This window comes from Verrucomicrobiia bacterium (genome assembly GCA_026414565.1).
Lineage (GTDB): Bacteria > Verrucomicrobiota > Verrucomicrobiia > Limisphaerales > Fontisphaeraceae > Fontisphaera.
In genome coordinates this window covers 23669-50102 of sequence record JAOAIT010000028.1, presented here as the reverse complement: position 1 = coordinate 50102, position 26434 = coordinate 23669, and the positions used below count along the sequence as shown (strand labels likewise).

General features: G+C 64.4%; 19 protein-coding genes. 8 read left to right on the top strand and 11 right to left on the bottom strand.

The annotated features are described in order from the left end of the window. Positions 1–41: 41 nt before the first annotated feature. A complete protein-coding gene (locus N3J91_07160) occupies positions 42–1034 on the bottom strand; it encodes a transporter (GenBank protein ID MCX8156208.1) in 993 nt (330 codons plus the stop codon). Between the two features lie 269 nt (positions 1035–1303). On the opposite strand from N3J91_07160, the gene N3J91_07155 reads away from it, so the two are divergent. The 5 genes from N3J91_07155 to N3J91_07135 are packed head-to-tail and all read left to right on the top strand — an operon-like array spanning position 1304 to position 8076. Further along, positions 1304–4054: an SUMF1/EgtB/PvdO family nonheme iron enzyme gene (locus N3J91_07155; GenBank protein ID MCX8156207.1), complete on the top strand. Its 2751-nt coding sequence runs from the start codon at positions 1304–1306 to the stop codon at positions 4052–4054. Beyond that, complete coding sequence (locus tag N3J91_07150; GenBank protein ID MCX8156206.1) at positions 4051–5595, top strand: PQQ-binding-like beta-propeller repeat protein; 1545 nt, start codon at positions 4051–4053, stop codon at positions 5593–5595. The genes N3J91_07155 and N3J91_07150 overlap by 4 nt, the downstream gene beginning before the upstream one ends. 16 nt (positions 5596–5611) lie before the next feature. Then, the gene (locus tag N3J91_07145; GenBank protein ID MCX8156205.1) at positions 5612–6550 is read left to right on the top strand and encodes a 1-phosphofructokinase family hexose kinase; all 939 of its coding nucleotides are present in this window, start codon (positions 5612–5614) and stop codon (positions 6548–6550) included. 16 nt (positions 6551–6566) lie between these two features. Next, positions 6567–7193 carry a fused MFS/spermidine synthase gene (locus N3J91_07140; protein MCX8156204.1) on the top strand — a complete coding sequence of 209 codons (627 nt, stop codon included), beginning with the start codon at positions 6567–6569 and terminating at the stop codon, positions 7191–7193. Next, entirely contained in the window at positions 7177–8076 is a 900-nt protein-coding gene (locus N3J91_07135; GenBank protein MCX8156203.1) for a fused MFS/spermidine synthase, read from the top strand. The genes N3J91_07140 and N3J91_07135 overlap by 17 nt, the downstream gene beginning before the upstream one ends. 21 nt (positions 8077–8097) lie before the next feature. Here N3J91_07135 and dnaA read toward each other — a convergent pair whose 3' ends face one another. From dnaA to N3J91_07115, 4 genes are all read right to left on the bottom strand, one after another. After that, on the bottom strand, positions 8098–9486 hold the full coding sequence (dnaA, locus tag N3J91_07130) for a chromosomal replication initiator protein DnaA (protein MCX8156202.1): 1389 nt from the start codon (positions 9484–9486) through the stop codon (positions 8098–8100). Between the two features lie 650 nt (positions 9487–10136). Then, positions 10137–11075 carry a thiamine pyrophosphate-dependent enzyme gene (locus N3J91_07125; protein MCX8156201.1) on the bottom strand — a complete coding sequence of 313 codons (939 nt, stop codon included), beginning with the start codon at positions 11073–11075 and terminating at the stop codon, positions 10137–10139. Positions 11076–11104: 29 nt separating this feature from the next. Next, on the bottom strand, positions 11105–12940 hold the full coding sequence (locus N3J91_07120) for a 2-oxoacid:acceptor oxidoreductase subunit alpha (protein ID MCX8156200.1): 1836 nt from the start codon (positions 12938–12940) through the stop codon (positions 11105–11107). Positions 12941–13282: 342 nt separating this feature from the next. Beyond that, positions 13283–18049 (bottom strand): S8 family serine peptidase, encoded by a 4767-nt coding sequence (locus N3J91_07115; protein MCX8156199.1) that lies wholly within the window; start codon positions 18047–18049, stop codon positions 13283–13285. Between the two features lie 287 nt (positions 18050–18336). Between N3J91_07115 and N3J91_07110 the strand changes: the two genes are divergently transcribed. Both N3J91_07110 and N3J91_07105 read left to right on the top strand, forming a co-directional pair. Beyond that, positions 18337–18891 carry a gamma carbonic anhydrase family protein gene (locus N3J91_07110; GenBank protein ID MCX8156198.1) on the top strand — a complete coding sequence of 185 codons (555 nt, stop codon included), beginning with the start codon at positions 18337–18339 and terminating at the stop codon, positions 18889–18891. Continuing rightward, on the top strand, positions 18891–19286 hold the full coding sequence (locus tag N3J91_07105; protein ID MCX8156197.1) for a hypothetical protein: 396 nt from the start codon (positions 18891–18893) through the stop codon (positions 19284–19286). The genes N3J91_07110 and N3J91_07105 overlap by 1 nt, the downstream gene beginning before the upstream one ends. Positions 19287–19302: 16 nt before the next feature. On the opposite strand, the gene N3J91_07100 is transcribed toward N3J91_07105, so the two are convergent. The 3 genes from N3J91_07100 to N3J91_07090 form a co-directional block, all read right to left on the bottom strand. Then, positions 19303–20568, bottom strand: coding sequence for a DUF1343 domain-containing protein (locus tag N3J91_07100; GenBank protein MCX8156196.1), 1266 nt, complete (start codon positions 20566–20568; stop codon positions 19303–19305). A gap of 83 nt (positions 20569–20651) precedes the next feature. Then, a complete protein-coding gene (locus tag N3J91_07095) occupies positions 20652–21341 on the bottom strand; it encodes a DUF1080 domain-containing protein (GenBank protein ID MCX8156195.1) in 690 nt (229 codons plus the stop codon). Positions 21342–21550: 209 nt separating this feature from the next. Then, positions 21551–22174, bottom strand: coding sequence for a methyltransferase domain-containing protein (locus N3J91_07090; protein ID MCX8156194.1), 624 nt, complete (start codon positions 22172–22174; stop codon positions 21551–21553). A 148-nt stretch (positions 22175–22322) separates the two neighbouring features. Here N3J91_07090 and N3J91_07085 point away from each other — a divergent pair, with 148 nt between their 5' ends. After that, a complete protein-coding gene (locus N3J91_07085; GenBank protein ID MCX8156193.1) occupies positions 22323–23501 on the top strand; it encodes a hypothetical protein in 1179 nt (392 codons plus the stop codon). Between the two features lie 223 nt (positions 23502–23724). Here N3J91_07085 and N3J91_07080 read toward each other — a convergent pair whose 3' ends face one another. The 3 genes from N3J91_07080 to N3J91_07070 form a co-directional block, all read right to left on the bottom strand. After that, positions 23725–24528 (bottom strand): PIG-L family deacetylase, encoded by an 804-nt coding sequence (locus N3J91_07080; protein MCX8156192.1) that lies wholly within the window; start codon positions 24526–24528, stop codon positions 23725–23727. A 280-nt stretch (positions 24529–24808) separates the two neighbouring features. Further along, the gene (locus N3J91_07075; GenBank protein MCX8156191.1) at positions 24809–25435 is read right to left on the bottom strand and encodes a response regulator transcription factor; all 627 of its coding nucleotides are present in this window, start codon (positions 25433–25435) and stop codon (positions 24809–24811) included. Between the two features lie 15 nt (positions 25436–25450). Next, entirely contained in the window at positions 25451–26329 is an 879-nt protein-coding gene (locus tag N3J91_07070; GenBank protein ID MCX8156190.1) for a ThuA domain-containing protein, read from the bottom strand. Positions 26330–26434 lie beyond the last annotated feature (105 nt).

The following is a 26434-nucleotide window of genomic DNA, read 5'->3' as shown; positions in this document are numbered from 1 at the left end:
AAACTCAGCTCCGCCCCGGCCGCCCGCCGGGCGTCACGGGATTAAAAATGATGCACCAGCCGCAACTGGAACCGCATGCCTTCCGGCCGATTCTCCGCGGCGGTTTCAAAATAAGCGTTGAAAAACAGGTGGGTGTTTTGGCTGAACGAGAACAGCGCCCCCGGCCCCAGGCCAATGACCTCCTCGCGCCGTTGCGGGATGTTCTGCCCGTTGAGCCGCGTGTCCGTAATCTGGGTCAGATAATACCCGTTGAAGCCCACCCGCAGGCGCTTCTCAATCAGCTCGTAGTCCGTGGCAAAGTTCAGGTGCAACGCCTGCCCCGGCTGCACTTCATTGCCGCCGGTGGCCTTCCACAGCGGATGGGCCGTCCACGTCACATCCGGATCCTCGTTGCCGTCATTCCACAGGTAATGCAGCCGCGTCGAGAGCGTCAGCTTGGGCGTGATAAACAACGTCCCCGCCCAGTAGGGATTGAAACTGAAATGGTTGGCCCCGGGATTAAGCTGGTATCGGGAGTCATACCGCCCCACCGGCAACAGACATTGAAACTCGATCCGATGCATGAAGATGGGGCCGTTCTTGCCCATGATCGGCTCCCATTGCAGAAACGGGCCCACCAGCACATCCCCAAACCCCGCCCGATTCGCCCGCAACGGCGTCCCGGAAATGCCCAAATCCACCACCGGCACAATCACGTCCAGCCCCGGTTGCGCGCCCAACACCAGTTTCTTGGGACACTGCGCGATGAATTGCGACAGGCTGATCCACGCATCCACCTTCGCGTCGGGAAACACCGGGTTGGGGAATATCTCCGTCCCATCCACCCCCCGCAATGATTCCGCGCGGTAGTATTGAAAATAATGGGTGTAGTAAAACCCCGGCCCGGCCGGCGGACCTCCATCCAGAAAACTGGTGAACCCCAGGTTCACCGCCGGCAAATCATACGCCCGCGCCACCGGGGTTGTTACCGTCACCATCCCCACCGCGAGGTACAGCGCCGCGGTGGCCAGCTTGTGTCGCATCGTTGTTTGCATGATGGATCGTGGTTCAAGGCAGCCCACCCAAACAGGTGTGGCCGGCCGGTTTAGCCGCTAGCTTGTCGCCGATGCCCGCCGGAATGTCAAGCGGACAGGCAAGCCTGCCCGCCCGCGCGCCTCGCAGCCGGGGACTGCCCCCGCAATGCGGCATGCTCCGCCGGCCCGCGCCCGGCCCCGCGCCGGAGCGAAAGAAGTCATTGCCCGTCCAATCTCCTGATGCTAAGCTAAAATCCGTCACTGACGGAACAATCCCAACGTGAACCATTATGTCAGCCAACAACACCCCCACCCCCCCGGAAATGGATCTGGGCGAGGCCGTGCGCAGTCTGGCCGCCGGTCAGTTTGTATTTAACCGGTATTGTTTGGTAAGGCTGATTGGCCGGGGCCGCAACAGCGCCGTCTGGCAGGCGTGGGATGACCAGGGCAGCCGGGATGTGACCCTGAAATTCCTCCCCACCCGCGTGACCGCCACCCCCGAGGCCATGGCGCAAATCTCCGCCCTCGTCGCGGAATTAAAAACGCTCGAAATCCCCGGCCTGGCCCGCGTCTTTGATTGGGTGGTGGAAGGCCCCCTGGCCGCCGTGGTGGAAGAATGGATTGAAGGCACCTCCCTCCATGATTTGCGCCAGCAACGCAAAAACCAGGTCTTCGACGCGGTGGATTTGAAAGAATGGCTCAAGCCCATCACCAAAAACCTAGGCGCCCTCCACGCCGCCGGCCAGGCCCACGGCAACCTGAAACCCACCAACCTGCTGCTCACCTCCGCCGGCGAAATCGTCATCACCGATGCCCGCCTCGATGCCCTGCTCGGATTCTGGGTCAACAAACTCGAGGGCAGCCCGCGGGACGTGGCCCAAAGTTTCCGCTACACCAGCCCCCAACGCCTGGACGGCACCCCGCCCACCGTTACGGATGATGTTTATTCCCTGGGCGTCTGCCTCTATGAGTTGATCACCAGCAAGCCCCCCTTCAACACCGGCAACATCGTCTCCCAGGTCAAGGAAGATGTGCCCCCCACCATGACCCGCCGCCGCCGCGACATGCGCATCCTCGGCGAACCCATCCCCCGCGCCTGGGATGAGACCGTCGCCGGCTGTCTGGCCAAGGAACCGGCCTATCGCCCCGCCGACATGGAAGAAGTGGCCGACCGCCTCGAGCTGTATGGCCCATGCAAGCGCCCGCCCTTGCCCACGCCCCCCGAACCTTTCAAAACGGCGGCCCCGCAACCAGCCCCCGCTGCGACCGCCGCTGCCGCCGCCGTGGCCACCACGCCGCCGGTGCCCACCATGAACATCCCCGGCGCTCCCACCCCCGCGCCGGCGCCCGCCGCCCCGCCCAAGAAAAGTCTGGTCCCCATCATCGCGGTGATGGTGGGCGTCATCCTGGGCATCGTGGGCTGGTATCTCAGTACCCAAATGCATCCCGCCCCAGCCCCCGTCGCCACCACCACCCCCTCCGACACCTCCACCAATGCCGGCTTGAGCGCCGAGGAACTTGAACGCCGCCTCGCCTATGAGCGCGAGGCCCTGCAGCGCAAGCTCGAAGAGGAGCGCAAACGCCTCGAAGAGGAAAAGAAAAAAGCCGAAGAGGAACTCGAACAACGCCGCAAAGCCCTCGAAATCGCCGCCGCCCAGGCCAAAAAGGCCCAGGAGGAAGCCGAAGCCCGCAAGCGCCAGGCCGAGGAGGAAGCCCGCAAACGCGAAGCCGAGGCCATCGCCAAAAAACGCGCCGCCGAAGAAGAGGCCAAACGCCTCGAAGCCGAACGCCAGGCCATCCTCGCCAAGGAAGCCGAACTGAAACGCCTGGCCGCCGAAGCCGCCAAAAAAGCCGGTGGCGATGCCGCCGCCGAAGCCGAGCGCCGCAAGATTGAAGCGCAACTGGCCGCCCAGCGGGCCGAGGCCGAGCGCATCAAGGCCGCCGCCGAGGCCGCCCTCAAAGAAGCCGAAGCCACCCGCCTGGCCGCGGAAGCCGCCGCCAAAAAGCTGGAGGAGGAGGAGCGCGCCCGCAAGGAGTCGGAGGCCAAGGCCCAGGCCGCCCTCGAAGCCGAACGCAAACGCCGCGAGGAGGAGGCCGCCCGCAAGGCCGAGCTGGAGCGCAAACTGGCCGAAGCCGAAAAGGCCCGCCTGAAGGCCGAAGAGGAAACCCGCCGCAAGCTGGAAGAAGCCGCCCGCCGCGCCGAAGCCGAGCGCCAGGCCCGCCTGGCCAAGTTGAGCGAAGAGGCTCGTCGCGCCGAGGAAGCCCGCCGCGCCGAGGAGGCCCGCAAAGCCGCCGAAACCAAGGCCGCCCAGGAGCAGAAAACCGCCTTCCAGTCCCAGATCACCCTGGTGGAAAACCGGCCCGTGCCCGGCAAAATCTGGCACAACTCCCTCGGCATGCGCATGGTGCCGCTGGGCAACGTCTTCATCTGCGCCTGGGAAACCCGCGTGCAGGACTTCTCCCGCTTCGCTCTGGAGGAGCGCTACGCCGAGCTGGCCTGGAAGGAGCCGGGCTTCAAACAGGCGCCCGCCCATCCGGTGGTCAACGTCAACTACGAGGAGGCGCTGCGGTTCTGCAACTGGCTCACCCAGTTGGAACGCAAGGCGGGCATCATCGGCGCGGATGAACTCTACCGCCTCCCCACCGATCAGGAATGGAGCCTCGCCGTCGGCCTGCCCCAGGAATCCGGCGCCACCCCCGCCGAGCGCAGCGGCCGGCTGCCCGGCCTCTACCCCTGGGGCCAGGAATGGCCGCCCCCCGCCGGCGCGGGCAATTACGCCGATTACCTCACCTTTGACCGCTTCGAAAACACGGCCCCCGTCGCCAGTTTCATGCCCAACGCCAAAGGCCTCTTTGACCTCGGCGGCAACGCCTGGGAATGGGTCCAGGACTGGGCTGACTCCGCCCAAAAACAACGCGTCCTCCGCGGCGGCTCCTACTTTGGTTACATCCCCGGCACCCTCTCCTCCTCCTATCGGCTGCTGGTGGATCCCAAAGAACGCCGGCCCGATTACGGCTTCCGCGTGGTGTTGTCCAAATGAGGCCGCTCCCACGCACGGCACGGCAGGCGGCAGGGAAAGCAGCCTGGTGGAGTCTCTGGGGCCTGCTCCTGCTCCTGGGCCTGGCCCAGGCGGCCGATCATCCCCAATGGGGCCAGCCCTGGAGCCGCAACATGGTCTCCGCCGAGCGCGGCCTGCCGGAATCTTTTGACCCCGATACCGGGCGCAACCTTAAATGGACCGCCCCCCTCGGCACAGAAACCTACTCCACGCCGGTGGTGGGCCGCCGCGTCGTCCTCATTGGCACCAACAACAACCGCCCCCGGGACCCGCGGCATCAGGGCGACCGCGGCGTCCTCCTCTGCCTCGATGAAGCCACCGGCCGGCTCCGCTGGCAGCTTGTCACCCCCAAATACAACGACGACATCTACCAGGACTGGCCCAACGCGGGCATCTGCGCCTCCGCCACCATCGAAGGCCAACGCGCTTACATCCTGGACAACCGCCGCAGTGTCCTTTGCCTGGACCTCGAAGGCCTGGCCAACGGCAACGATGGCCCCTACACCGACGAGGGCGCATACATGACGCCCACCAACACCCCCACCATGACCCCCGGCCCCCTGGACGCCGACATCCTCTGGCGTTTTGATGTGCCCGAGCAGGCCGGCATCTGGCCGCACGACGGCGCCCACGCCGCCATCCTCATCCGCGGCAACCATCTCTACCTCAACTCCGGCAACGGCGTGGACAACACCCACCGCCGTATCCGCCGCCCCGACGGCCCCAGCCTCATCGTGCTGGACAAGCACACCGGCCGCTACCTGGCCCGCGACCGCGAGAACATCGGCCCCCGCATCTTTCATTGCACCTGGTCCCCGCCCGCCCTGGCCCGCCTCAACGGCGTGGAGCAGATCATCTTCTGCGGCGGCGACGGCGTGATTTACGGCTTTGAACCGTGGGCGGACACGCCCCCCGCCGGCGGCCCGGGCACTTTGAAAAAACGCTGGCTCATTGACTTTGACCCGGAAGGCCCCAAGGAGGAGGTTCACCGCTTCATCGGCAACCGCAAGGAAAGCCCCAGCAACATCAAAAGCACCCCCGTCGTGGTGGGCGACAAGCTCTACGTCACCGGCGGCGGCGACATCTGGTGGGGCAAAAACCAGGCCTGGCTCAAATGCTACACCCTCACCGGCGAAGGCGACCTCACCCCCCACGCGCTGCTCTGGTCTGTGCCCCTCCAGCGGCACACCTGCTCCACCCCCGCCGTGCACGACGGCCTGGTGTATGCCGCCGACTGCTCCGGCCAGGTGCTCTGCGCCGACGCCGCCACCGGCCACGTCTATTGGCGGCATCAACTGGCGGGTGAAATCTGGTCCTCCCCCCTCGTGGCCGATGGCAAGGTGTACATCGGCTCGCGCCGCGGGGACCTCGCCGTCCTGGCCGCCGGCAGGGAACTGCGCCTCTTGGCCACCATCCAATTGGACAGCGCCATCGTGGCCACCCCCGTGGCGGCCAACGGCGTCCTGTACGTCGCCTCCCAGCGCACCCTTTACGCCGCCGGCGGCCGCCCCGCCCAACCCTGATGGCCCTCCCGCCGCCATGATCCTTTGTCTCGGCCCCACCCCGGCGCTGCAGCGGGTCATGCGCTTTGACCGCCTGCAATGGCACCGCGTCAACCGTGCCCGCACCACCCTCGACGGCGTGGCCGGCAAGGCCGTCAACGTCGCCAAAGTCCTCCACACCCTGGGCGAAACCCCTTTGCTTACCGGCTTCCTCGGCGGCGAAAGCGGGCGGAGACTCGAGGCGGAATTGCACCAGCGCGGCCTGCGCCAGGCCTGGGTGCGCGTCCCCCCGCCCACCCGCCAATGCATCACCTTGGTGGAGGAGGCCGGCGGCGTTACTGAATTGGTGGAAGAAAGCCGTCCCGTGCCGCCGGAAGCCTATGATGAACTGGCCTCCGTGGTGGAACAACACCTGCCCCGCTGCCGCGCCCTGATTATTTCCGGCACCTTGACCCCCGGCGCACCCCCGCACTTCTACGCCCGCTGCATCGCCCGGGCACGGGCACAGGGCGTGTTGACGGTGGTGGACACCCAGCGCGCCGCTCTGCAGGCCGCGTTGGCCGCCCGGCCCACACTTGTCAAACCCAACCGCCACGAACTCGAAGCGCTCCTCGAGCAGCCCCTGCCGGACGACACCGCTGTGATGCGGGCCATGCTCACCCTCCACCAGCAGGGGGCCGAAGTGGTTTTGATCACCGCCGGCGAACGCCCCGCCCTGCTCCTGGAAGGTGGCCGCTTCTGGCAGGTGCAGCCCCCCGCCATCCACGCCCTCAACCCCATCGGCTCCGGCGATGCCCTCACCGCCGCCCTCGTCGCGCGCCGCCTGCACGGCGAGCCCTGGCCCGAAGCCTGCCGCTGGGGCATGGCGGCCGGCGCAGCCAATGCCCTCTCCTGGATGCCCGGCGAACTGGAGCAGCACGAACTCGAGCGCCTGCTGGACCAGGTACGGCTCCTCCCGCTGACTCCGTCCCCCTGAAGCCCCCTTTTCCCCCATGCGCACCTTTTGCGAAATCCTGCTCGTCAGCACCGGCGGCTTCATCATCATGCTGCTCGAGATTGCCGGCGTGCGCTTTCTCACCAAGGATTTTGGCGGTTCTTTTTATGTGTGGATCAGCCAGATTGGCATGGTCATGGCCGCGCTGGCCCTGGGCTACTTTTGCGGCGGCTGGCTCGCCGACCGTTGGCCGCGCCCCGGCCGCCTGGCCCCCCTCCTCGCCGGCACCGGCATGTTCATTGCCGCCCTGCCGGCCTTCTCGCCCCCGCTCATCAACCTCATCGTCAACCGCCATCCCCTCGACCGCGAAATCCCCGCCTTCTGGCAGAAGGTGGACCCCGCCCTGGGCAGCGCGGTGTTGTTTCTCCTGCCCTGTTTCGTGCTGGCCATGCTCTCCCCCTTCACCATCCGCCTGACCGCCCGGGCGCTGGACCACGTCGGCGCGGCCAGCGGCCGCATCTACGCCGCCAGCACCGCGGGCAGCATCGCCGGCGTGTTTGCCACCGGCTATGTGCTGCTCGACTGGCTCAGTCTGCCGGCGGTGTTTTGCCTGGCGGGCGGTTTGACGATCGGCCTGGCCGGTTTATGTTGGTACATGAACCGTTTTTATGCGCCGCGTCCTTGAATATCTTTGCCTGAGCCTTTGCCTGGGCCTGCTGGCGCTGCCCGCCCCGGCCGCCGTGGTGCACGAGGTGTTCTCCGCCTACCACCACATCCAGGTGCGCGACGAGGCCGGCCTGCGCATCCTCAGCTTCAACGGCTCCCAGGAAACCCGCATGTCCCTCCTGAACCATCTGGAGGGACACTTCGACTATACCGAGTATTTTCATCTCCCCATCATCCTCAACCCCGGCCTGAGCAACGTCCTGATGATCGGCCTGGGCGGCGGCAGCACCCAGCGCGCCTACGCCTACTACTACCCCCGCGTGCGCGTGGACACCGTCGAAATTGATCCGGAGGTGGTGGTCATCGCCCGCCGTTTCTTTGGCGTCCTGGAATCCCCCCAGCACCGCATCCACGTGGCCGACGGCCGCGTCTTCCTCCGCCGCAACCCCACCCGCTACGACGCCCTCCTCATGGACGCCTACCAGACCGGCCGTTACGGCTCCGACGCCCCCCACCATCTGGTCACGCAGGAATTTTTCCAGCTTGCCGCCACCAACCTCACCCCCAACGGCGTGCTCATGTACAACGTCATCGGCACCCTGGGCGGCTGGAAGGCCGACCGCGTCGGCGCGCTCTATCGCACCATGAAAACGGTGTTTCCCCACGTCTATTGGTTTGCGGCTGAAAACTCCTTGAACGTGGTTTTATTGGGCACCAAAAGCCGCGAGCCCCTGACCCTCCCCGCCCTCCGCCAGAAATACGAGGAACAGCGCAAGCGCCAGGTGCTCATGCCGCCCTCCCTGGCGGTGCGCATCAACGCCTTCCGCACCAACGTGCCCCCCGCCGCCGCCCGCGCCCCCTTGCTGACGGATAAATACGTCCCCCCCACCGCCCTGCGCTGACCTCCCCGCGCCCCCCGGCGCCTAGCGCAGCAGGGATTGCTTCAGATGCTCCACCAGCTTGCGCACGTGGGGATCCACCTCCATCCGGTCCTTCACCAGCCGGCAGCCGTGCAGCACCGTGCCATGATCCCGCCCGCCCAGCGCCTCGCCAATCGTGTTCAGCGAGCTTTCCGTCAGCTCGCGCGCCAGATACATGACGATTTGCCGCGGAAACGCGATGTTCTCCGGCCGCCGCCGCCCGGTCAAATCCGACAGCCGCAGATCAAAATGCTCGGCCACGCGCTTGAGGATCACCTCCACCGTGACATGCGTCTGTCCCTCCTCATGCAGCACCTCGCGCAGCAAATTCTCCACCGCATCCAGCGTCAGGGGCTTGCGCGTCAGCGACGCATACGCCGCCACCCGCGTCAGCGCCCCCTCCAGCCGCCGGATGTTGGTGCGGATGCGGCTGGCCAGGAAGTTGATGATTTCATCCGGCAGCTTCACGCCCATCAGCTCCTGCTTTTTCCGCAGGATGGCCACGCGCGTTTCCACATCGGGCGGCTGCAGATCGCTCACCATGCCCCACTCAAACCGCGTGATCAGCCGGTCCTCCAGTCCCGCAATCTCGCTGGGCGGGCGGTCGCACGACAGCACGATCTGCATGTGCGCCTCATGCAGGGCGTTGAAGGTGTGGAAAAACTCCTCCTGAATCCGCTCCTTGCCGCTCAAAAACTGGATGTCGTCAATCAGCAGCACATCCGTCTGCCGGTATTTCTTGCGAAAACGCGCCAGCGTGCCGCTCTGAATGGCGTCAATGAATTCGTTGGTGAATTTCTCGCAGGACACATAGGCCACGCGCGCCGTCTTCTTGTGCGCCACCACATACTGGCCGATGGCGTGCAGCAGGTGCGTCTTGCCCAGCCCCACCCCGCCGTAGAGGAACAACGGATTGTACGCCTTGCCCGGATTTTGCGCCACCGCCATCGCCGCCCCGTGCGCCATGACGTTGTTGTCCCCCACCACAAACGTGTCAAACGTGTTGCGCGGATTGAACAGGGCCTCCCGATTGTGCCCGTTGATGGCGTCCACCTCCGCCGCGCTGCGGCTGCGCCCGCGGCTGCCGCCCGCCCGCCCCGGCGCCGGCTCGGCCGGCGCGGGCGGCACCGGCGTGCTGCCCGGTGCCGCCGTCTTGAACTTGATGTTTAGCGCCTGCCCGGTGGTCTGCGCCACGGCGTCCCGCAGCAGCCCCAGATAGTTGTCCTTGAGCCACACCTCGAAGAAATCATTGGGCACCTCCAGCGTAATCTCCTCGGGCGTGACACTCACGGCTCGCACCGGCGCAAACCAAAGTTTGTAAATGTCTGGATTCAGCATGCCCCGCAACGATTGCTGGGCCGAATCCCACACCTTTTCGGCAGTCACTTGCATGTTTGCCTGCTCCCGTTAACCAGCCCTGCGGCCTGATTTATTCACGTCCCCCCGATATGCCTGGCAAACAAGCCGGTGCGGCCAGCAAGAAATCCGGTCACTGGCTTTGGCCACGCAGGCCAAAGCTCGCATAAAAATGCCGCACTTGCCTTCTGCCCAATACATATCTGCCCTGTTGACAAGTACTTACGACAAAACCTCTCCCCAGCCTCGCTTGACTTGTGTTATCGGCGTTTGACTGGGTGCGTCGAAAACGCGGGCTGAGTTTTACGCCAAAGCGCCCCCCCTGCCTAGTAGAATATATCAACACTTTTCCACAACTTATTCACAGCCCTTTTCGGCCTGTAAAAACAGGGGTTTTGCAGCCTTCGGCCCCGCGCCGCCACGGCTGTCGCGCCCGCGCGCCTCATCCCGCCTCATTCACCGCGATTTTTCAAAGAATTCACGCCCTGACAACCTGATGGGGTCACCATGAGCTTTGGGTTTATTCACTGCCAACCTACCCCCATCACGGCACTTGTACAGAAAATTTTTCTGCAACCGAAGTGGACCCTCCCTGAGAAATTTAACCGGCTTTTCCACGCCCACAAACATGCCGCGGCGCCGCGCGCCACCTGCGGTGGCCCGCCCGCCGCCCGCCGCCCCGCGGCTCACCGCATGTTGGCAAAACTCTTTTGCAGAATCTGCCACGGCGCCAGCCCGGCCAGCGGCTTGCGCGCCTGCTCAATCAGCCGCTGCTCGACCTCATATTTCGTGGGCCGCCGCACCTGATAGAAAATGCCGAAATAGCCCGGAAATGGCTCATCCGCCAGTTGATAGGCGGCCACCTCATTGGTGACGTCATGCTCCGCCGGCACGGTCTTGAACTGGCCGCCTTTGCGCGGATTGGCCGCATCAAACGCCCCCTCGTAAAACTCCACGCACTCGCTCAGGCACTCGATGAAGCTGAAACCCTGATGATCAAACGCCGCTTCGAGCATTTGCAGCATGTGATTCGGATTGGTGTGGGTGGTGCGCGCCACAAACGTGGCCCCGGAGGCCAGCGCCTGTTTCAGCGGGTTGATGGGCCGGTCCACCGCGCCCGTCACATCCGTCTTGCTGCGGTAGCCGATCGGCGAGGTGGGCGAGGTCTGTTTCTTGGTCAGCCCATACACCTGGTTGTCCATCACCACCACCGTCATCTTGACGTTTTTGCGCGCCGTGTGCGTGAAGTGATTGCCCCCAATGGACAGCGCATCCCCGTCGCCGCTGAACACAAACACATGCAAATCCGGCCGCGTCAGCGCCACCCCCGTCGCAAAGGGCAGCGTCCGACCGTGAATGAAATGCGCCCCGTGCGCCTGCACAAAATACGGGAATCGGCTCGAGCAGCCGATGCCCGAAACGGTGGTGATCTTTTCGTGCTCCAGTTGCCGCTTCTCCAGCATCTTCAAAAAGATGGCCAGCACGGAAAAATCCCCGCAGCCGGGGCACCAGGTGGGATGATCCGCCACCAGATCCTTCTTCGTCAACGGCTTGCGGCCCGGCGCGGCGGGCATCACCGCCAGCGCGATCGTTTTTTCCTGCGTTGCTGTGGTGCTCTCACTCATAAGCGTCACCCGTTGCTCGTTCGTAAAGGTTATTGCGCTCCCGCCCCGGCGCGCCATTGCGCCAGCCGCGCCATCGCGCCCTCGTAAATCTCGCGCACTTTGAAGGTCAAGCCCTCGGTCTTGTTGAGACCCCCAATGTGATTCAGGCAGTAACGGGCGCGCAGCAACATGGCCAGTTGCCCGTACCCGTAAATCCCCTCATCATTCATCTCCACCACCAGCACATGGCGGAAACGCCGCAAAATCTCGTCCAGCTTCGGCGGCAATGGATTCAAGTAACGCAAATGCAATGCCGAGATGATCTCGCCCTGGCTGCGCGCCAAGTCCACCGCCTCGCGAATCGGCCCCTGCGTCGAACCCCATCCCACCAGCAGCAGCTCCCCCTCCGGCGGCCCGTACACCTCCGGCACGGGCAGCGTGGCGGCAAAGGCCTGGATTTTCTTCCGCCGTTTGGCCGTCATCGCCATGTGGTACTTGGGCGAGGCGCTGGGATGCCCCATCTCGTCGTGCTCCAGCCCGGCCGCCACCGGATACTTGCCGTTGAGCACCGGCGTGCCCGGCGGGATGTGCCGGGAGATGCCGTCCGGCGCGCTCAAATCATAGGGCTTGTGCTCCGCCACCGGCGTCAAATCAATCGGCAGCTCCTGGCAGATCTTCTCCAAGTCCGGCTCCTCAAATGCCTCGATCCGCGTGGCTATCGCCTGATCGCTGAGCACCGTCACCACCGTGTTGTACTTGCGCGCAATGTTCACCGCCTCGATGGCCGTGTAAAAACAATCCTCCACATCCGCCGGCGCCAGCACAATCCGCGGCGCATCCCCGTGCGTCCCAAAGCACGCAATGTGCAAATCCGACTGCTCCACCTGCGTGGGCAGCCCCGTGGAAGGCCCGCCCCGCTGCACGTCCACCACCACCACCGGCACCTCCGCCATCACCCCCCACCCAATCGCCTCCGATTTCAAGGACAACCCCGGCCCGCTGGTGCCCGTCACCGCCACCCGCCCCGCATAGCCCGCCCCCAGCGCCATGCACATGGAGGCAATCTCATCCTCGCACTGCACAAAAATGCCCCCGTACTTGGGCAGCTCCCGCCGCAGCAATTCCATGGTGTCCGACCACGGCGTAATCGGATAGGCCGCGCCAAAGCGCACCCCCGCCGCCAGAAAACCATACGCCAGCGCCTCGTTGCCATTCATCACCACCTGCGGCCGATGATGATGCCCTGGCTGAAAGCGGTACAGCTCCCGCGCCTTGTCCAGCGAGTAACCATAACCGGCATGAAACGCCGTCAGCGCGTTCGTCAGCACCGTGGCGTCCCGTCCCGTGAACCGCTCGCGAATCAGCTCCTCCAGCCGCGGCACGTCCAAATCATACAACCGCGCCAGCAGCCCCAGCGCGTAAAGGTTCTTTCCCTTGTCCTTCGAGGTCCCCCCAATCGCCTCCACCGTCAGCGTGGAAATCGGCACCCCCACATGCCGCCACCGCGCCGTCCACTCCGGCTTCGGCTCCACATTGTCGCTGTCGTACAACACCATCCCATCCGCCTTCAAAAAGTGGATGTGGTTCTCATACGAGTGCTGGTAAAACGCCAGCAGCAAATCCGCCTCATCCCCCGCGCTCAACACCTCCCCCGACCCAATCCGCACCTGGAAAATGGATGGCCCCCCCGAGATGGTCGAAGGAATGGTCATGAACGTCATGACCTCCTTCTCCGTGCGGCCCGCCAGGCGGGCCAAAAAACCGCCCAGCGCCTGAATGCCGTCCTGGGAATTGCCCGCAATACGAATCACCGCTTGCGCAATGTCCACCCGCTTCAGGCCTTCACCGGGCGCCGTGGGGGCCGTTTTGACTGTCTCCGCACTCATGCGAATTACTCTTCTGGGATGACAAACAGCCGGGGCGGACGCCACCGGCTGGCTGCGATTTCTTGCTGCGGTCAAGCTACCACTGCCGCCGCCGGTGTCAACGTTTATAGGATATATTAGATAGATTTATACTACTCAAGGCAACATCAATCCTCCTAAACCGCGTATTCCCCGCCTGGACTGCGCTGCTGCGGCCCTCCACAAGCTGAAGCTCTGGCCGTTTTTCGTCGCGCTCTCCCCGTCGTACCAGCCGGGCAACATGACGACTCCGCTCCTGCTGCCGGGATTGGGTTTTCCGGCCCGGGGGAGGGCGGGTCCAGGAAGCGGCCCTGCGTCCAGGCCTTACTCCTGCACCACGCGATAAAAGCGCCTGGGCTGGCTCGGCGGCTCCACGTGGCGCACCGTGCCCTGCAAGTTCACATAATTGGTAACGGTCAGCCAATCCCTGAGGTTGGTGGAGGTTTGCAGCGTGAAGCGCAACCCCTGCTCGCCCGTAAATTCAAACACCAGGCCGCCGCTCCGCGCAGGCGCCAGCCAGCGCGGCGTGGCATCGGGCTTCAGGCTGAGGCGGATGTTCCCGTAGGCGCCATTAAAACCGTCCACGGCGATTTGGTAAATGGCGTTGCTTTGCGCCGTAAAGGTCAGCCAGCTTCCCCGCTGCTGGGCCTGGGCGTCGTCATTGGCCGCCACCAGCGTTAACTGCTCCAGCGCCGTGCCGGTGTACACCGCCAGCACGGTGTCAAAATCACTGCCCACCGTGGACACCGTAAACCTTCCAGTCACCGGCGCCCGCCAGGTCCACCAAACCGAGGCGCCGCCGGCATTGCCGGCGTGCAGCGGCTCCCCAAACTCCTGGGTTGCCCCCAGATTCGAGGCCGTCACCACATTGGACAGCCCCGTCAACTGCGCCCGCTGGCTGAATTGGTCATTGGACGGCCGCACCAGCGGGCGGTTGACCTGCACCACCGCCGGAGCGCTCAGCACCGTGCCAAACTGATTGCTCACCAACACCTGGTAATTCCCCGCCTGGTTGACGTTGATGTTGGCCAGCAGCAGCACCGCATTGGTGGCGCCGGCCACCGCTTCGCCATCGCGCAACCACCGATAAAACAGCGGCGCCGTGCCCCCCGCCTGCACCTGCAGGTTGACCGTGGCGCCCTCCGTCACCGCCACACTGGCCGGCGCACTCAAGATCACCGGCGGCCGGCCCACCGTGAGGATCTCGATCCGGTAATCATCAAACAACAGATAGTTGTCGCCTCCGTTGGGCGGGCTGGACCAGTACCACACCGCATCAATTTCGCCCAGGTTCAACAGCACCGGATTATTGCCGTTGTTTATGGGCACCCCCTCCACCAACGTCATGCCGTCCAGCGACGCCTCCCACACATTGCGGTTGAAATCCATCAGCAGGCTAAACTCGTACTCCACATCATTGCCCATCGTCACATCGGTAGATTCCGGCGGCAGGCCATCATTCAGCCGATAATAAATGCCCACCGGCGACTCATCATTGTGAAAACGCACCTCGAACAAAAAGTCGCCCGACCGGTTGAACACCGCCCAGGCAAAATGGTCATAGCGTCCGTTGGTGGAATCCACCAGCCGCATCCGCGTGGAAAAACGCACCACCTGATTGGTGGCCGGCAGGTAGCTCACCGGCCGCCACACATAATGCCGGCTGTATGTTGTCGAATAAGTAGGTGAATAACCGATATACGCCATTTGCTCGCCCCCGCTGCCCGCGCTCAGAATCTGCGACGCCGGAGAGGCCCCCTGCATCGTCCAGCCATTCTGACCGTTCAGGGGCATCCCCGCCCGGTAACCATTGCTGGCGTTGAAGTCCGTGAAATAAAGGTTGCTCGAGGTCAACTGTTGCGCGATGTTCAGCACCATCGCCCCTGAGCTGGCTCCAAAACCATCCACCGCTATCTGGTAGGTCGTGTCCGCCCGCGCCCAGAAGTACACCTCGCTCCAGTACGGCGTGGGGGGCATGGCCGTCAACCCATCATCATTGCCCTGCACCAGCCGCAACGTGCCGAGCGTGTTGCCGGTGTACACCGCCAGCACCGTGTCAAAACTGCTTCCCTCCGTGGTGATGCGCACATACCCATCCCGCCCCGGCCGCCAGGACCACCACACCGAGCGGTTGGCCGGCAAGCCGTTGTGCTGCGGCTCGCCGCTCTCGGTGGTGGCGCCCACACTGGTGCCCGTGGCCGTGACCACGGCCCCCGTCAACGGCACCCGCTGCGCAAAATCATCATTCGGCGGGCGCTGCCCCAAATATTGCAACTGCAACTGAATGTCGCCCGCGGCAACATCCCCCAGCCAGCCCTGATAACCATCCACCGCGATGTAATACGTAATGCCGGTCACCACATTGAGCGTCACGTAACTTTGCGTGCCGCCCTCGGGATCATCATCATTCGCCGCCACCGCCGTCAGGCTGCCCAGGCTCGAACCCGTGTACACCGCCAGCAGCGTGTCAAAGTTGCTGCCGCGGGTGTGCACCTGAATGGCCCCGCGCGCGGGCGCCACCCACCGCCACCATACCGAACGCCCGCCCGCATTGCCCGCATGCTGCGGCTCGCCGCTCTCGCGCGTCGCCCCCCGGTTGACCCCGGACACCGTCACATTCGTCCCGCTCAGCACACTCGCCGCGGCAAAATCATCGTTCAACGGCCGGGCCGGCCCCTGAGCCTGATTGAGATTCAACTGAATGTTCCCCTGCGCGCCGTTGTAACCATCCACCGCAATCGCATAGACCGTGCCCGCCGCGGCCGTAAAGCTCACCCGGCTTTGCACGCCGCCGTTGGGATCGTCATCATTCCCGGCCACCAGGTTCAAACTGCTGACACTCCCACCGGTGTACACCGCCAGCAACGTATCAAAATCGCTCCCCGCCGTGGTCAGGCTTACGGTCCCCGACGCGGGCGCCACCCAGCGCCACCACACCGACGCCCCGCCCCTGTTGCTGCCGTGATTCGGCTCGCCGGCCTCCTTCGTGGCCAGGCGGTTGTGGCCGGTCACCGTGGCCAAAGCGCCGGTGAGGGTGATGGACTGCGCAAAGGCATCGTTGGCGGGCGGTGGCGTCACCGGCACGACGGCCAGGTTTAATTGAATGTCCCCGCTGGCGCCGTTGTAGCCATCCACCGCAATCTGATAAACCGTCCCCCCCGTCGCCTGGAATTGCACGCGGCTGCTGACGCCGCCTGCAGGATCATCATCATTGGAGGCCACGCTCGTTAGGGCGTTCACCGCGTTGCCCGTGTACACCGCCAGCAGCGTGTCAAAATTGCTCCCGGTGGTGTGCACCTCATAGCGCCCGCTCTGCGGCGCCGTCCAGCGCCACCACACCGAGGCCCCGCCCCCGTTGCCGGCATGCAATGGCTCTCCGCTTTCCCGGCTGGCCTGGCGGTTGTTGCCGCTCACCCACAAATTCGTGCCGGAGGCCAGCACGGTGCCCTTGGCAAAATTGTCATTCGCAGGCGGCGTAATGACCGTGTAACTGCCCACCCAATTCGTGCTCAACCGCCCCGGAAGATTGAGCGAAAAAGTCACCTCCCAGGTGGTGGCAAACGAGGGCACCGCCAGCAGGCCGGCATACCGATCCTCTGCCGCGTTGTAGGCCAGCACCACCGCGCTTTGTCCGGCAGGCTGCGCCGTCACCGTGGCGTTGGTCACGGGGCTTGCGGCCAGCAGGGCGACAGTGAATCGCGTCGAACTGCCCGCCACCACCGTGCTGCCCTCCGGCGGGCTGACCACCCACTGCACGGCATTGGTGGCAATGCCCTGCAACGCCTGCGCCGCGTTGACCCGCCCGCCCGTCACCGTGCGATTCAACAACGAACCCATGGCCACCGTCGTGCCCAGCAGGCGCTGGCGCATTTCGCTCACGGTCATCGCCGGCTGCGCGCTCCACACCAGCGCTGCCACCCCCGCCACGTGCGGCGCCGCCATGCTGGTCCCATTTAGGCTTTTGGTATCCGTGTCGCTGCCGTTGTAACACGAGAAAATCGCCACCCCCGGCGCCGCCAAATCCACCGACGTGCGGCCGTAATTGGAAAAATCCGCCAGCGCGCCCGTGCGGTCAATGGCCGCCACCGCAATCACGTTGTCCACCGCGTACGAGGCCGGATAGACCGGGGAAGTGTCGTTGTTATTGGCTTCATTACCCGCAGCGGCCACGAACAGCACCCCCCGATCCCGCGCGCGGACGAGGGCCTCATAAAACGCCTGGCTGTAAGGACCCCCGCCAAAGCTGCCGTTGATGACCCGCGCCCCCTTGGCCACGGCAAAATCCAGGCCCTTGATGGCATCGGAAGTTTTGCCGGAGCCGTTGGCGTCCAGAAATTTGCAAGCCATCAACCGCACCCGCCACGCCACCCCCACCACCGGCTGGCCGTTGTTGGCCACCGCCCCAATCGTGCCCGCCACATGCGTGCCATGCCCTTCGTCGTCCATGGGATCGCCCGAGCCGGTGATGGCGTTGATCCCATACACATTGTCCACGTAACCATCCCGATCATCGTCCACCCCGTTGCCCGGCACCTCCCCGGGGTTGCGCCACATGTTGGCCTGCAAATCTTGATGCGTATAACGAATCCCCGTATCCACCACCGCCACAATGACATTGGTGGAACCCACCGTCACGTCCCAAGCCGCCACCGCCCCCACATCCACCCCAACGGTGCCGCCGCTCTGCCCGGTGTTGCGCAACCCCCAGAGCCGCCCATCCGTGAAGGCCGCATCGGTGGGCGTGGCGCATTTCGTCAACAGCCAGTCCGGCTCGACCCAGGCAAACAAACCGCTGCGCTGCAACTTCTCCAACCGGGCCGCCAGCCGCCGGACGGCGGCCTTCGCGTCCACCGCTTCACCGGCGGCCGCTTTGGCCTGGGGCGTTTCCTCGAGGATCCACCAGCCAGGCAACAGCGCGATGGACGCCTGCGGCGCTTCACCCAGCGCCGCCAAATCCTGCGCGGTGGGCGCCGCCAACTGTCCCCCTGGCGCTGACCTCAGCTTCACCAGCACCCGCTCCGGATGCACCAGATGCCCCTTGTAAAGCACCGGCTCGGCGGCCATGACGCCGACGCTGAAACACAGGATCATTACCGCGGTCAAGAAACCCCAGGCTGGCCGTAAATGAAGTTGCATAGACGCTGTATGAACAACCGTAACCTTACCACATCGCCCGGCAGCACAACAGGTCAAAAACTTCACGGCATGTGGGGCCCATCCCTGTCTCTCCGCTTCGCCATTGGAGCCGGAGCATCTCCCCCTCGCGGCAAGAGCTCATGACCTTGAACTGCACCGAAGTAAGCCCGATACCCCAACCCTGGCCCCCCTCCCCGCGCTTTTGCATGGCCGAACCGCCCCGTTTAAGGTAAGGTGGGGCCATGGACAAGTTGCACGAGCAATTGGAAAAATATCTGCGCAAACAGCCCGTCCTGGGCCGCAAGGTTTACATCGCCAAAGGCGCCGTGGTGGTGGGCGATGTGACCCTCGGCGATCATGCCAGCGTATGGTACAACGCCGTCTTGCGCGGGGACATCAACCGCATCGTCGTCGGTCATCACAGCAACGTGCAGGATAACGCCGTGCTCCATCTGGCCGATGACTACCCCTGCCTCATCGGCAATTACGTCACCGTGGGCCACAGCGCCATTGTCCACGCCTGCACCGTCGAGGATGAAGTGCTCATCGGCATGGGCGCCGTCATCCTGGACGGCGCGGTCATCGGCCGCCAGTCCATTGTCGGAGCTGGCGCCCTGGTCACCCAGCGCACGGTCATCCCCCCCGGCTCAATGGTGCTTGGCTCCCCCGCCAAAGTGGTGCGGCCCCTCACCGACGAAGAGCGCGCCGGCCTCAAGTATTGGGCCGAAAAATACGCCTACAACGCCGGCTACCATCTGCAACACAAGATCAACGTGGGCAAACCGCTTAAAAGCTGATGATGCGTCCACTCTCAACCGCGGGATTCAAGGCCACAGCCTGCCTGTTGGCCGCCGCCCTCATCGCCGGCGCCGGTTGCGGCGGCAGCGCCCGCCGCCAGGCGGAACGGGATCGCGCCTTCGCCGCCGGCATGGAGCAGGCCCGGCAGCAAATGCAGGCCCAACAAGCAGTGATCAGCTTTCGCGGCCCGGTCAAAAATCCGGTGGTGCCCTGGACCGAAGGCCTGACCCTGACGGAGGCCCTGCTGCAGGCGGAAGTCACCACCCTGAGCACCCCGCGCAACCTGATGCTCATCCGCAAAGGCCAGGTTTTTCAAATCAACCCCCGCCGCCTTCTGCAGGGCCAGGAAAACGTGACGCTGGAACCCGGCGATGTGATTGAGGTGGTGCGCTGAACCGCCCCCGGCCCGCCTAATACAACAGCACGCTCGCGCGCCGCCGGGCAAATGCCTCCAAACCCGGCTCCCAGCGCCGCCGTATTTCCGCCAGCGGACGCCCGGCCTTGATGGCCTCCAACCCTTCCTTGTCCAACAACAGCCTGTGCACTTTGTCAATCGCGAAGTCCCGGGGATACAGCCGGTACAAGGTTTGCACCAGCACCACCCCCACATCCACCGCCCGCAGCCGCGTGCGATCCGTGATGATCAGATTCACGCCCCCACATTGCTGGCCGTGGAACACGCTGGCCGTGGGCGTGAATTGCACCGGCACAAACCGGATGCCCGGCAGCCCCGCCCCATTTAACGCCTCCGCCAGCTCCAGGTCATTCACATAGGGCGCCCCCACCACCTCAAACGGCGTGTCCGTCCCCCGTCCCACCGACACCGCAAATTCCAGCAGCCCCACGCCCGGATACAGCGTGGCCTGCGTCAGCGAGCGCATGTTGGGCGAGGGATTGATCCACGGCAGCCCCGTGGCATCAAACCAATCCTCCCGCCGCCACCCCGCCACCGGAATCACGGTCAAATCCACTTTCCACCCCCGCTCCTGCTGGAACAACCGCGCCAGCTCCCCCACCGTCATCCCGTGGCGGAGGGGCAGCGCGTGAAATGCCACAAACTGCGGCTCGCCCTCGTAAACCGGCCCCTCCATCACCACGCCGCCAAGGGGATTGACGCGGTCCAACACAAAAAACTTGAGCTGCGCCTCCGCCGCCGCCTCCAGGCAATAGCCCAACGTGGATATATAAGTGTAAAAACGGCAGCCAATATCCTGAATGTCAAACACCAGCGCATCCAGGTTCTTCAACTGCTCGGGCGCCGGACGCTGGCGCACTCCATACAGGCTGTACACCGGCAGCCCCGTCCGGCTGTCCACGCCATCAGCCACTTTCTCATCCAGCGTCCCCCGCAATCCATGCTCGGGACTGAACAGCGCCATCAGTTTCACCCCCGGCGCCTGATGCAACAAATCAATGGTGGAATTGCGCTGCCGGTCCGTGCCGGTGTGATTGGTGATCAAGCCCACCCGCAAGCCCCGCAGCGGCGCATAACCCTGCCGTTGCAGCACATCAATGCCATTGAGCACCCGCCGCGGAGCCGGCGGAAGCGCCTCGCGGGTGGGCAAAGCGACCGGCGGCGGGGTGGGCTTGGGCGGCTCGCTGCTCCTGCCGGCATATTGCGGCCGGGGTCCCTGGCAGCCCGCCATCACCACCAGCGCCCACACCCAAAACAACACCTGTCCGCTTCGTCCCCCTGCCGGGCCTCCCGGCCCTCCTCCCTGTTCCCCCCCGTTTGACCGGCCATGCTTCACTCCAGCCCTCAAGGCAACGGCGTTATCCGCACATTGCGGAAGTGGATCTCCTCGCCTTCCGCCGTCAAGGCAATCTTGCCCGCCACCACGTCACATCCCACCGCCCGGTTGACGGTCACCCCATTGATCTTCTGAACGGCCATGTCGCCGTACACCAGACCCTCAAACCGATTCCACTGGCCCGCCGGTTTCTCCATGGCCCGAAATCGCCGCAGATGCCTCAGCGTGCCGTAGGGCGTGTTGGTAAGCACGCGAAAACGATCCTCCGGCCCCGTATAAACAAACCCCCGCAAGCCCCAAAAATCCCCCGCCTGCCCTTGATTCAATTGGAATTCCAGGCTCCGCGGCCAGATGCTGTGCTCCCCCGTCAACCGCACCAGCACGCCTCCGTGGCTCTGGGTGGCCCCCGGCGGAAAGCGGTACTCAAACTCAATTTTGAAATTCGTATAATCCTTCTCAGTGTACAAATAGCCCTTGGGCGCGCCCCGGCAAATCAACACCCCGTTGGTCTCCATCTGCCACACCGCCGCCGTGGCCGTGCCCGCCTGCTCGCTGTACGAACGCCACCCGGCAAATTCACCCTGCGCGCCCGCCGCCGTAAGGCTGGGCGCCACGCCGCCCCGCGGCCCCGTGGCGCAGGAGACGCATCCCAACACCAACACCGCCATCACCAAACCCAAACCAAGTTTCATCCTCATAACGCCCAGCATGCCATCCCCCGCCCGCCACTGCAATAGTTTCAAGCTGGCGCCCCGCAGGCAGGCACCCCCGCAGGGCAGCGGCTCCCTTGGCGTTTGCCATCATCCTCCCGCGCCGGGAGCAACCCCGGCCTGCCCAGGCCACGCATCTCCATATTTCGGAGTTGGGGCAGGGAGGATTCGGAAGCGATGCCTTTTGCGGCCGGTCTTCAGCCCCGCGCCGGCCGCCTGGCCTTCACCAAAAACAAGTCCGCCTGATCCTCCCCCTCCTCATACACCAGCCCGGCATCGCGCAGCATCAGCGGCCAGCAGTCCAGCGGCGGCAGATGATCATGCGTCACCGGCCCCTGAAGCTGGTGATGAAACTCGTTGAGCGCCTCGCTCCCGCACAGGTGCAGCACCACCAATACACCCTCCGGCTTCAGCACCGCCGCCAGATGCCGCAACGCCGCATCCTGATCCCGGAAATGGGGAAACGCATTGAAACACAACACCCCATCATACGGCCCCCCTGGCGGCGGCCCCTGGCAGACATCCGCTTCCAGGAAATCGGCCGACACCCCGCGCGCGCGCGCCAGCGCCAGCATCGCCGGAGAAAAATCCACGGCCGTCACCCGGCCCGGCGCCACTTGCTCCGCCAGCCAGCCCGTAATCTGGCCGGTCCCGCAGCCCACCTCCAGCAGCCGCTGCCCCGCGTGCAAGGGCAGCCGCGGCCTCAAGCCCCGCAGCCGCTCAAGCACCGCCGCCGGGTTGCTGCAGTGGGTGTCCCACCGCGGCGCCAGTTGATCAAAATAAACAATCCGGGGATCCACCTTGCTCGCAGTATAATTCATACGATTTTTATATTGCGTAATACGATGCAGTCGTCATACTATTTATAAAAATCGTAACAACTTCGGACGGGTTGGTCAAGCCCCACCCCCGCCCGGGGTAACCATAATACGGGGCCTGAACACCAAGCTCATGTCCACTTCAATGAAAATGATGCATGGCCTCCTGGCCACCGCTGGCGCTGCCCTGCTCGCCGGCGCCACGGCCCTGGCCGCCAACCTCGAAACCCACGCCAACCTGCAATCCGTTACCACCAACGGCACCAGCGCCTGGTCCGGGTCATTTCCTTTCACCATCCGCGGCGTGCTCCTCACCGACCCCGAGGAAATGCTCAATCCCACGCCCAATTATATCCCCTACGACCCGGGCTACAGCGGCCCCACACGCATGGGCGGCGAATGGCAGATCGTCTTTCAGGCCGTGGACGCGGGCGACCGCGGCGGCACGACCTGCTGGATGGGCCAAAACTACGGCAACCTGCCCTGGGTCCGCGACAGCGAGCTGAGTTACACCAACGCCGCCTGGGTGGCCGAAGTGCTCCGCCTCAGCCACGACCCGGAAACCGGCCGCAAATTCCGCAAAGGCGACTTGATTGAAGTAACCGTGCGCCGCTCCCTCTTTTACGGCGGCAAACGCAACATCAACGAAGCGCATGACATCTCGCCCAACGCCAATTTTGACATTCGCCTCATCACGCCCAACTACGGCCTGCCCACCCCCGAAACGGTGACCCTGGCCCAGGTGCGGCGCGTGGACGACGGCAATCCCGCCACGCACGAGGATATTTTCGATGTCACCCGCCAGTCCGGCGGCGAGTATTACCAGGGCATGCGCGTCCGTTTGGTGAACCTGCAACTGGTGAATAATCCAGCCTTGACCAATTCCCTCGGCGCGCGATACTACGGCACGAATGGCTGGAATCCCAACGCGGTGTGGGGCCAGCGGCTGTGCACGGTGACGGACGGCGCCAACCGCTACTTCACCTTGCGCCTGCCGCGCTACAGCGTGGGGCCGATGCCGGAGGGACGCTTTGACGCCATTGGGGTGTTTACTCAGGAATCAGGCTCAGGGACGGACGGCACCATGGGCTATGAGCTGTTCGTCCAGGAAATCCAGCCGCACACCGCCCCGGGCCTGGCGATTGGTCAGGCGGTGTGGATCGGATGGCCGCAATCGCAGGGACAATGGCAGCTTGAATGGGCGCCCACCGTGGACGCCCAAACATGGACGGTGATTACCAACGCGCCCATGTCGTACAACGGATTGAACATTTTATTGGAAGCGCCAACTGCGGCCCAGCGCTTCTATCGCTTGCGTCCCGCCAACTAACGGGTTGGCTGCGACGCTCCTGCCGCCGGTGGCGTGAGGCGAGGCGCGCTGCCGGCGGCTTTTTTATTCCCACCACCAACCGGGCCGCCATCCCGGCGCCCTCGCTCCGCCTTCCCCTCGCCGTCAGGCGCGGGCTTCGTGTCCCTGCTTTGGTGTTTATTCGTGTTTATTCGTGGTCAAAAACTCAAGCAGCGGAGGGTAATCAGCCCCAGCCATGGGCCCCTCAACAGCCCCCCCGCTCCAATGCCCGCTCATAAGCCTCGTTCACCAGATAATCGCGCCCCAGCGCCGCCCGCAGCGGATCGTCCTGCTCCTCGCAAAAACCATAATGAAGATGCCTGCGCCAGCCCTCGGCATACTTGAACTTGCGCGACATCCGCCCCACTTCGCGCGCAAACTGCTCCATCACCTGCAAATAGGAGTCCATCCCCTGCGTGGCGTCCAGCCAGCGCTTCTGGCTCTGATGCGCCGCCAACGCCTCCCGCTTCCGCGCCTGCACCCGTGTCGTGTTGACAAACGCCCCGGGCAGTACCCGCCGCCGCAGCGGATCACGCAGCCCGTGCGGCAGGGCATGATACACCGTCACCGGCCCCGCCACCGGCGGGCGGGGCGGTTGGGTCTTGATATTGGGCATCCCCCGCACAAACGCTGCGCTCACCGCCACCCGGCACGCATTGGTGTGATCCTCCATGTAATCCTGCGGCGAAGGCACCAGCAGAATCCGCGGATTTACCTCCCGGATCACCGCCGCCACCCGCAGAATGAGGCCCAACTCATAAAATATTTCGAGGTCATCCACCACCGGCGCATGCCATGTCGCCCCCAAGATGCGGCAGGCGGCCTGCGCCTCGCGCGCCCGCACCCGCCGCACCACCGCCGAAGGATGCTCCAGGCTGCCGCAATTGCCGCTCGCCAGATTCAGGTAATGCGCCTCCCACCCGGCCTCGCGCAACAACAGCAGGGTGCCGGCCATCATGAATTCAATATCATCCGGATGCGCCGCCACGGCCATGACCACGGGTTTCATGCCCGCCATCATGCTCCGTCACCCCAACGCAAGGCAAGCTCCCGCGCCGCCCCCCTGAAAAACCGAAAAGCCGGGTTTTTGACCCGGCTTCTCAGTTGAGAACAAAGCTTTTTACCCGCTTACTCGCCCTTACCACCTGTCATCCGACGTGGCGCCGCGGTTTTACGCCTTTGCACACAGTCCGCGATATTTCGTCGCAATGACGCCTCTAATGTACTCGCGGCGGCTTTTCGTGCCAGTCACCAGTTCTGGGGACACGCTGGGGACACCCTTGTCCCCCCTACCGCCGCAGGAATTTGGCCACCGCCTCCGTGCGCGTGCGCACCTGGAGCTTCTCATAAATGCGGCGGATGTAGGTGTGTACCGTCTCGTAACTGACGCCCAGGCGATCGGCAATTTCCTTGTACAGAAAACCCTGGCTCAACAAATCCAGCACCTCCTGCTCCCGGGGCGAGAGGTTTTCCGCCGGCTGCGGCGACGGCCCGGTCCGCTGAAAAGACTGCACCACTTTCCGCGCTATGTGCGCCGTCATGGGCGAGCCGCCGGCATGCACCTCCTTGATGGCGGCCAACAACTCATCGCGGGAAGTCCGCTTCAGCAGGTACCCGCTGGCCCCGGCCGCCAGCGCGTTGAAGATGTTGTCCGTGTCCTCATATACGGTGAGCATGACCACCTGGGTCTGCGGCAGTTGCGGCTTGAGCCGGCGCACGCACTCCACCCCGTTCTGCCCGGGCAGGTTGATGTCCATCAACACCACATCCGGCTTGACTGCCGGCAGGGCCGCCAGCGCCTCCTCCGCATTGGGATATTGTCCCACACAGCGAAACCCCTCGGCCCGCTCCAGCACCCGCGCCAGGGTGGAGCGCAACTGGTCATTGTCCTCCACAATCGCAACAGAAATGGCCATGACGCCGCGCCCCGCTTATTTCTTGCCCTTCGGATCCAGGTTTTGCTGCAGCTCCTCCGCCGTCACCGTGGACGCCACCCCCTGCGGCGGCACGTCCACCTTGCTGACCCACAGCAGCGCGTTGAGCACCACCTTGCGGAAGTTTGGCTCGCCCCAGTTCGCGTGAAAATGCCCGCCAGTGAACCCAAAGCTGCGCCCCCCATTCGGCCGCTCCACCGCCCACATCATCACCTCCTCCCGGCCCGAAGCCGCCTGCACATGCGGATACGGCCCCGCCGGCCAGACATACGGGCCGTTGCGCACCTTGTCCGAAGGCGTCGCCGCCAGAATGGGAATGATCCCCTCCATGTTCTCGCGGAAGCGCAAGCAGAAATACCACTCGTCCTTGATGGAAAACGGCTGCACCCCGCGGGTGGTGGGATGATTCACAAACCGCTTGAACTCCGGCTCCCAGATGGGATTGCACGAGTACCGGTCCTCATAGTACCCACCCACCCACTCCAAAAATTCCTTCCCGCCGCGGTCCTTGGGCACCTCGCAGGCATAATGCATCACGCCAAAGCCCACCCCCTTGTCCAGCAACCCCTGCAGCAATTTCAGGCGATCCTGTTGGATGGCCGGATGCCCCCCGCCGCCATCGGCATAAATCACAATCGCATCCGCCCGCTCAAGCCATCCCGCCTCCGTGGGCCAGCCGTTGGAGGCCACCAGCGTCTTCAACCCCGGCACCTCCGCCAGGCATTTTTGCAACAACAACGCCCCCGCCCGGAATTCATGCATCCCCGGCGGATGACTCGGCCGCCCGGCAATCAGCAACAACGTGCGCTCCGCCGCCTGCCCGTGTAATGCCAGCAGCGCCACCCCAGCAGCCAATACTGCCCATCTGGTCTTCATACGCTCATGTTTTCTGTGTGTTTGTCTATCTAATGTCGAGCATGCAGCCGCCCCTTGCAACTGTCAATCACCCCGCAGAACACCCCCGACGCCCCCCTTCACCAC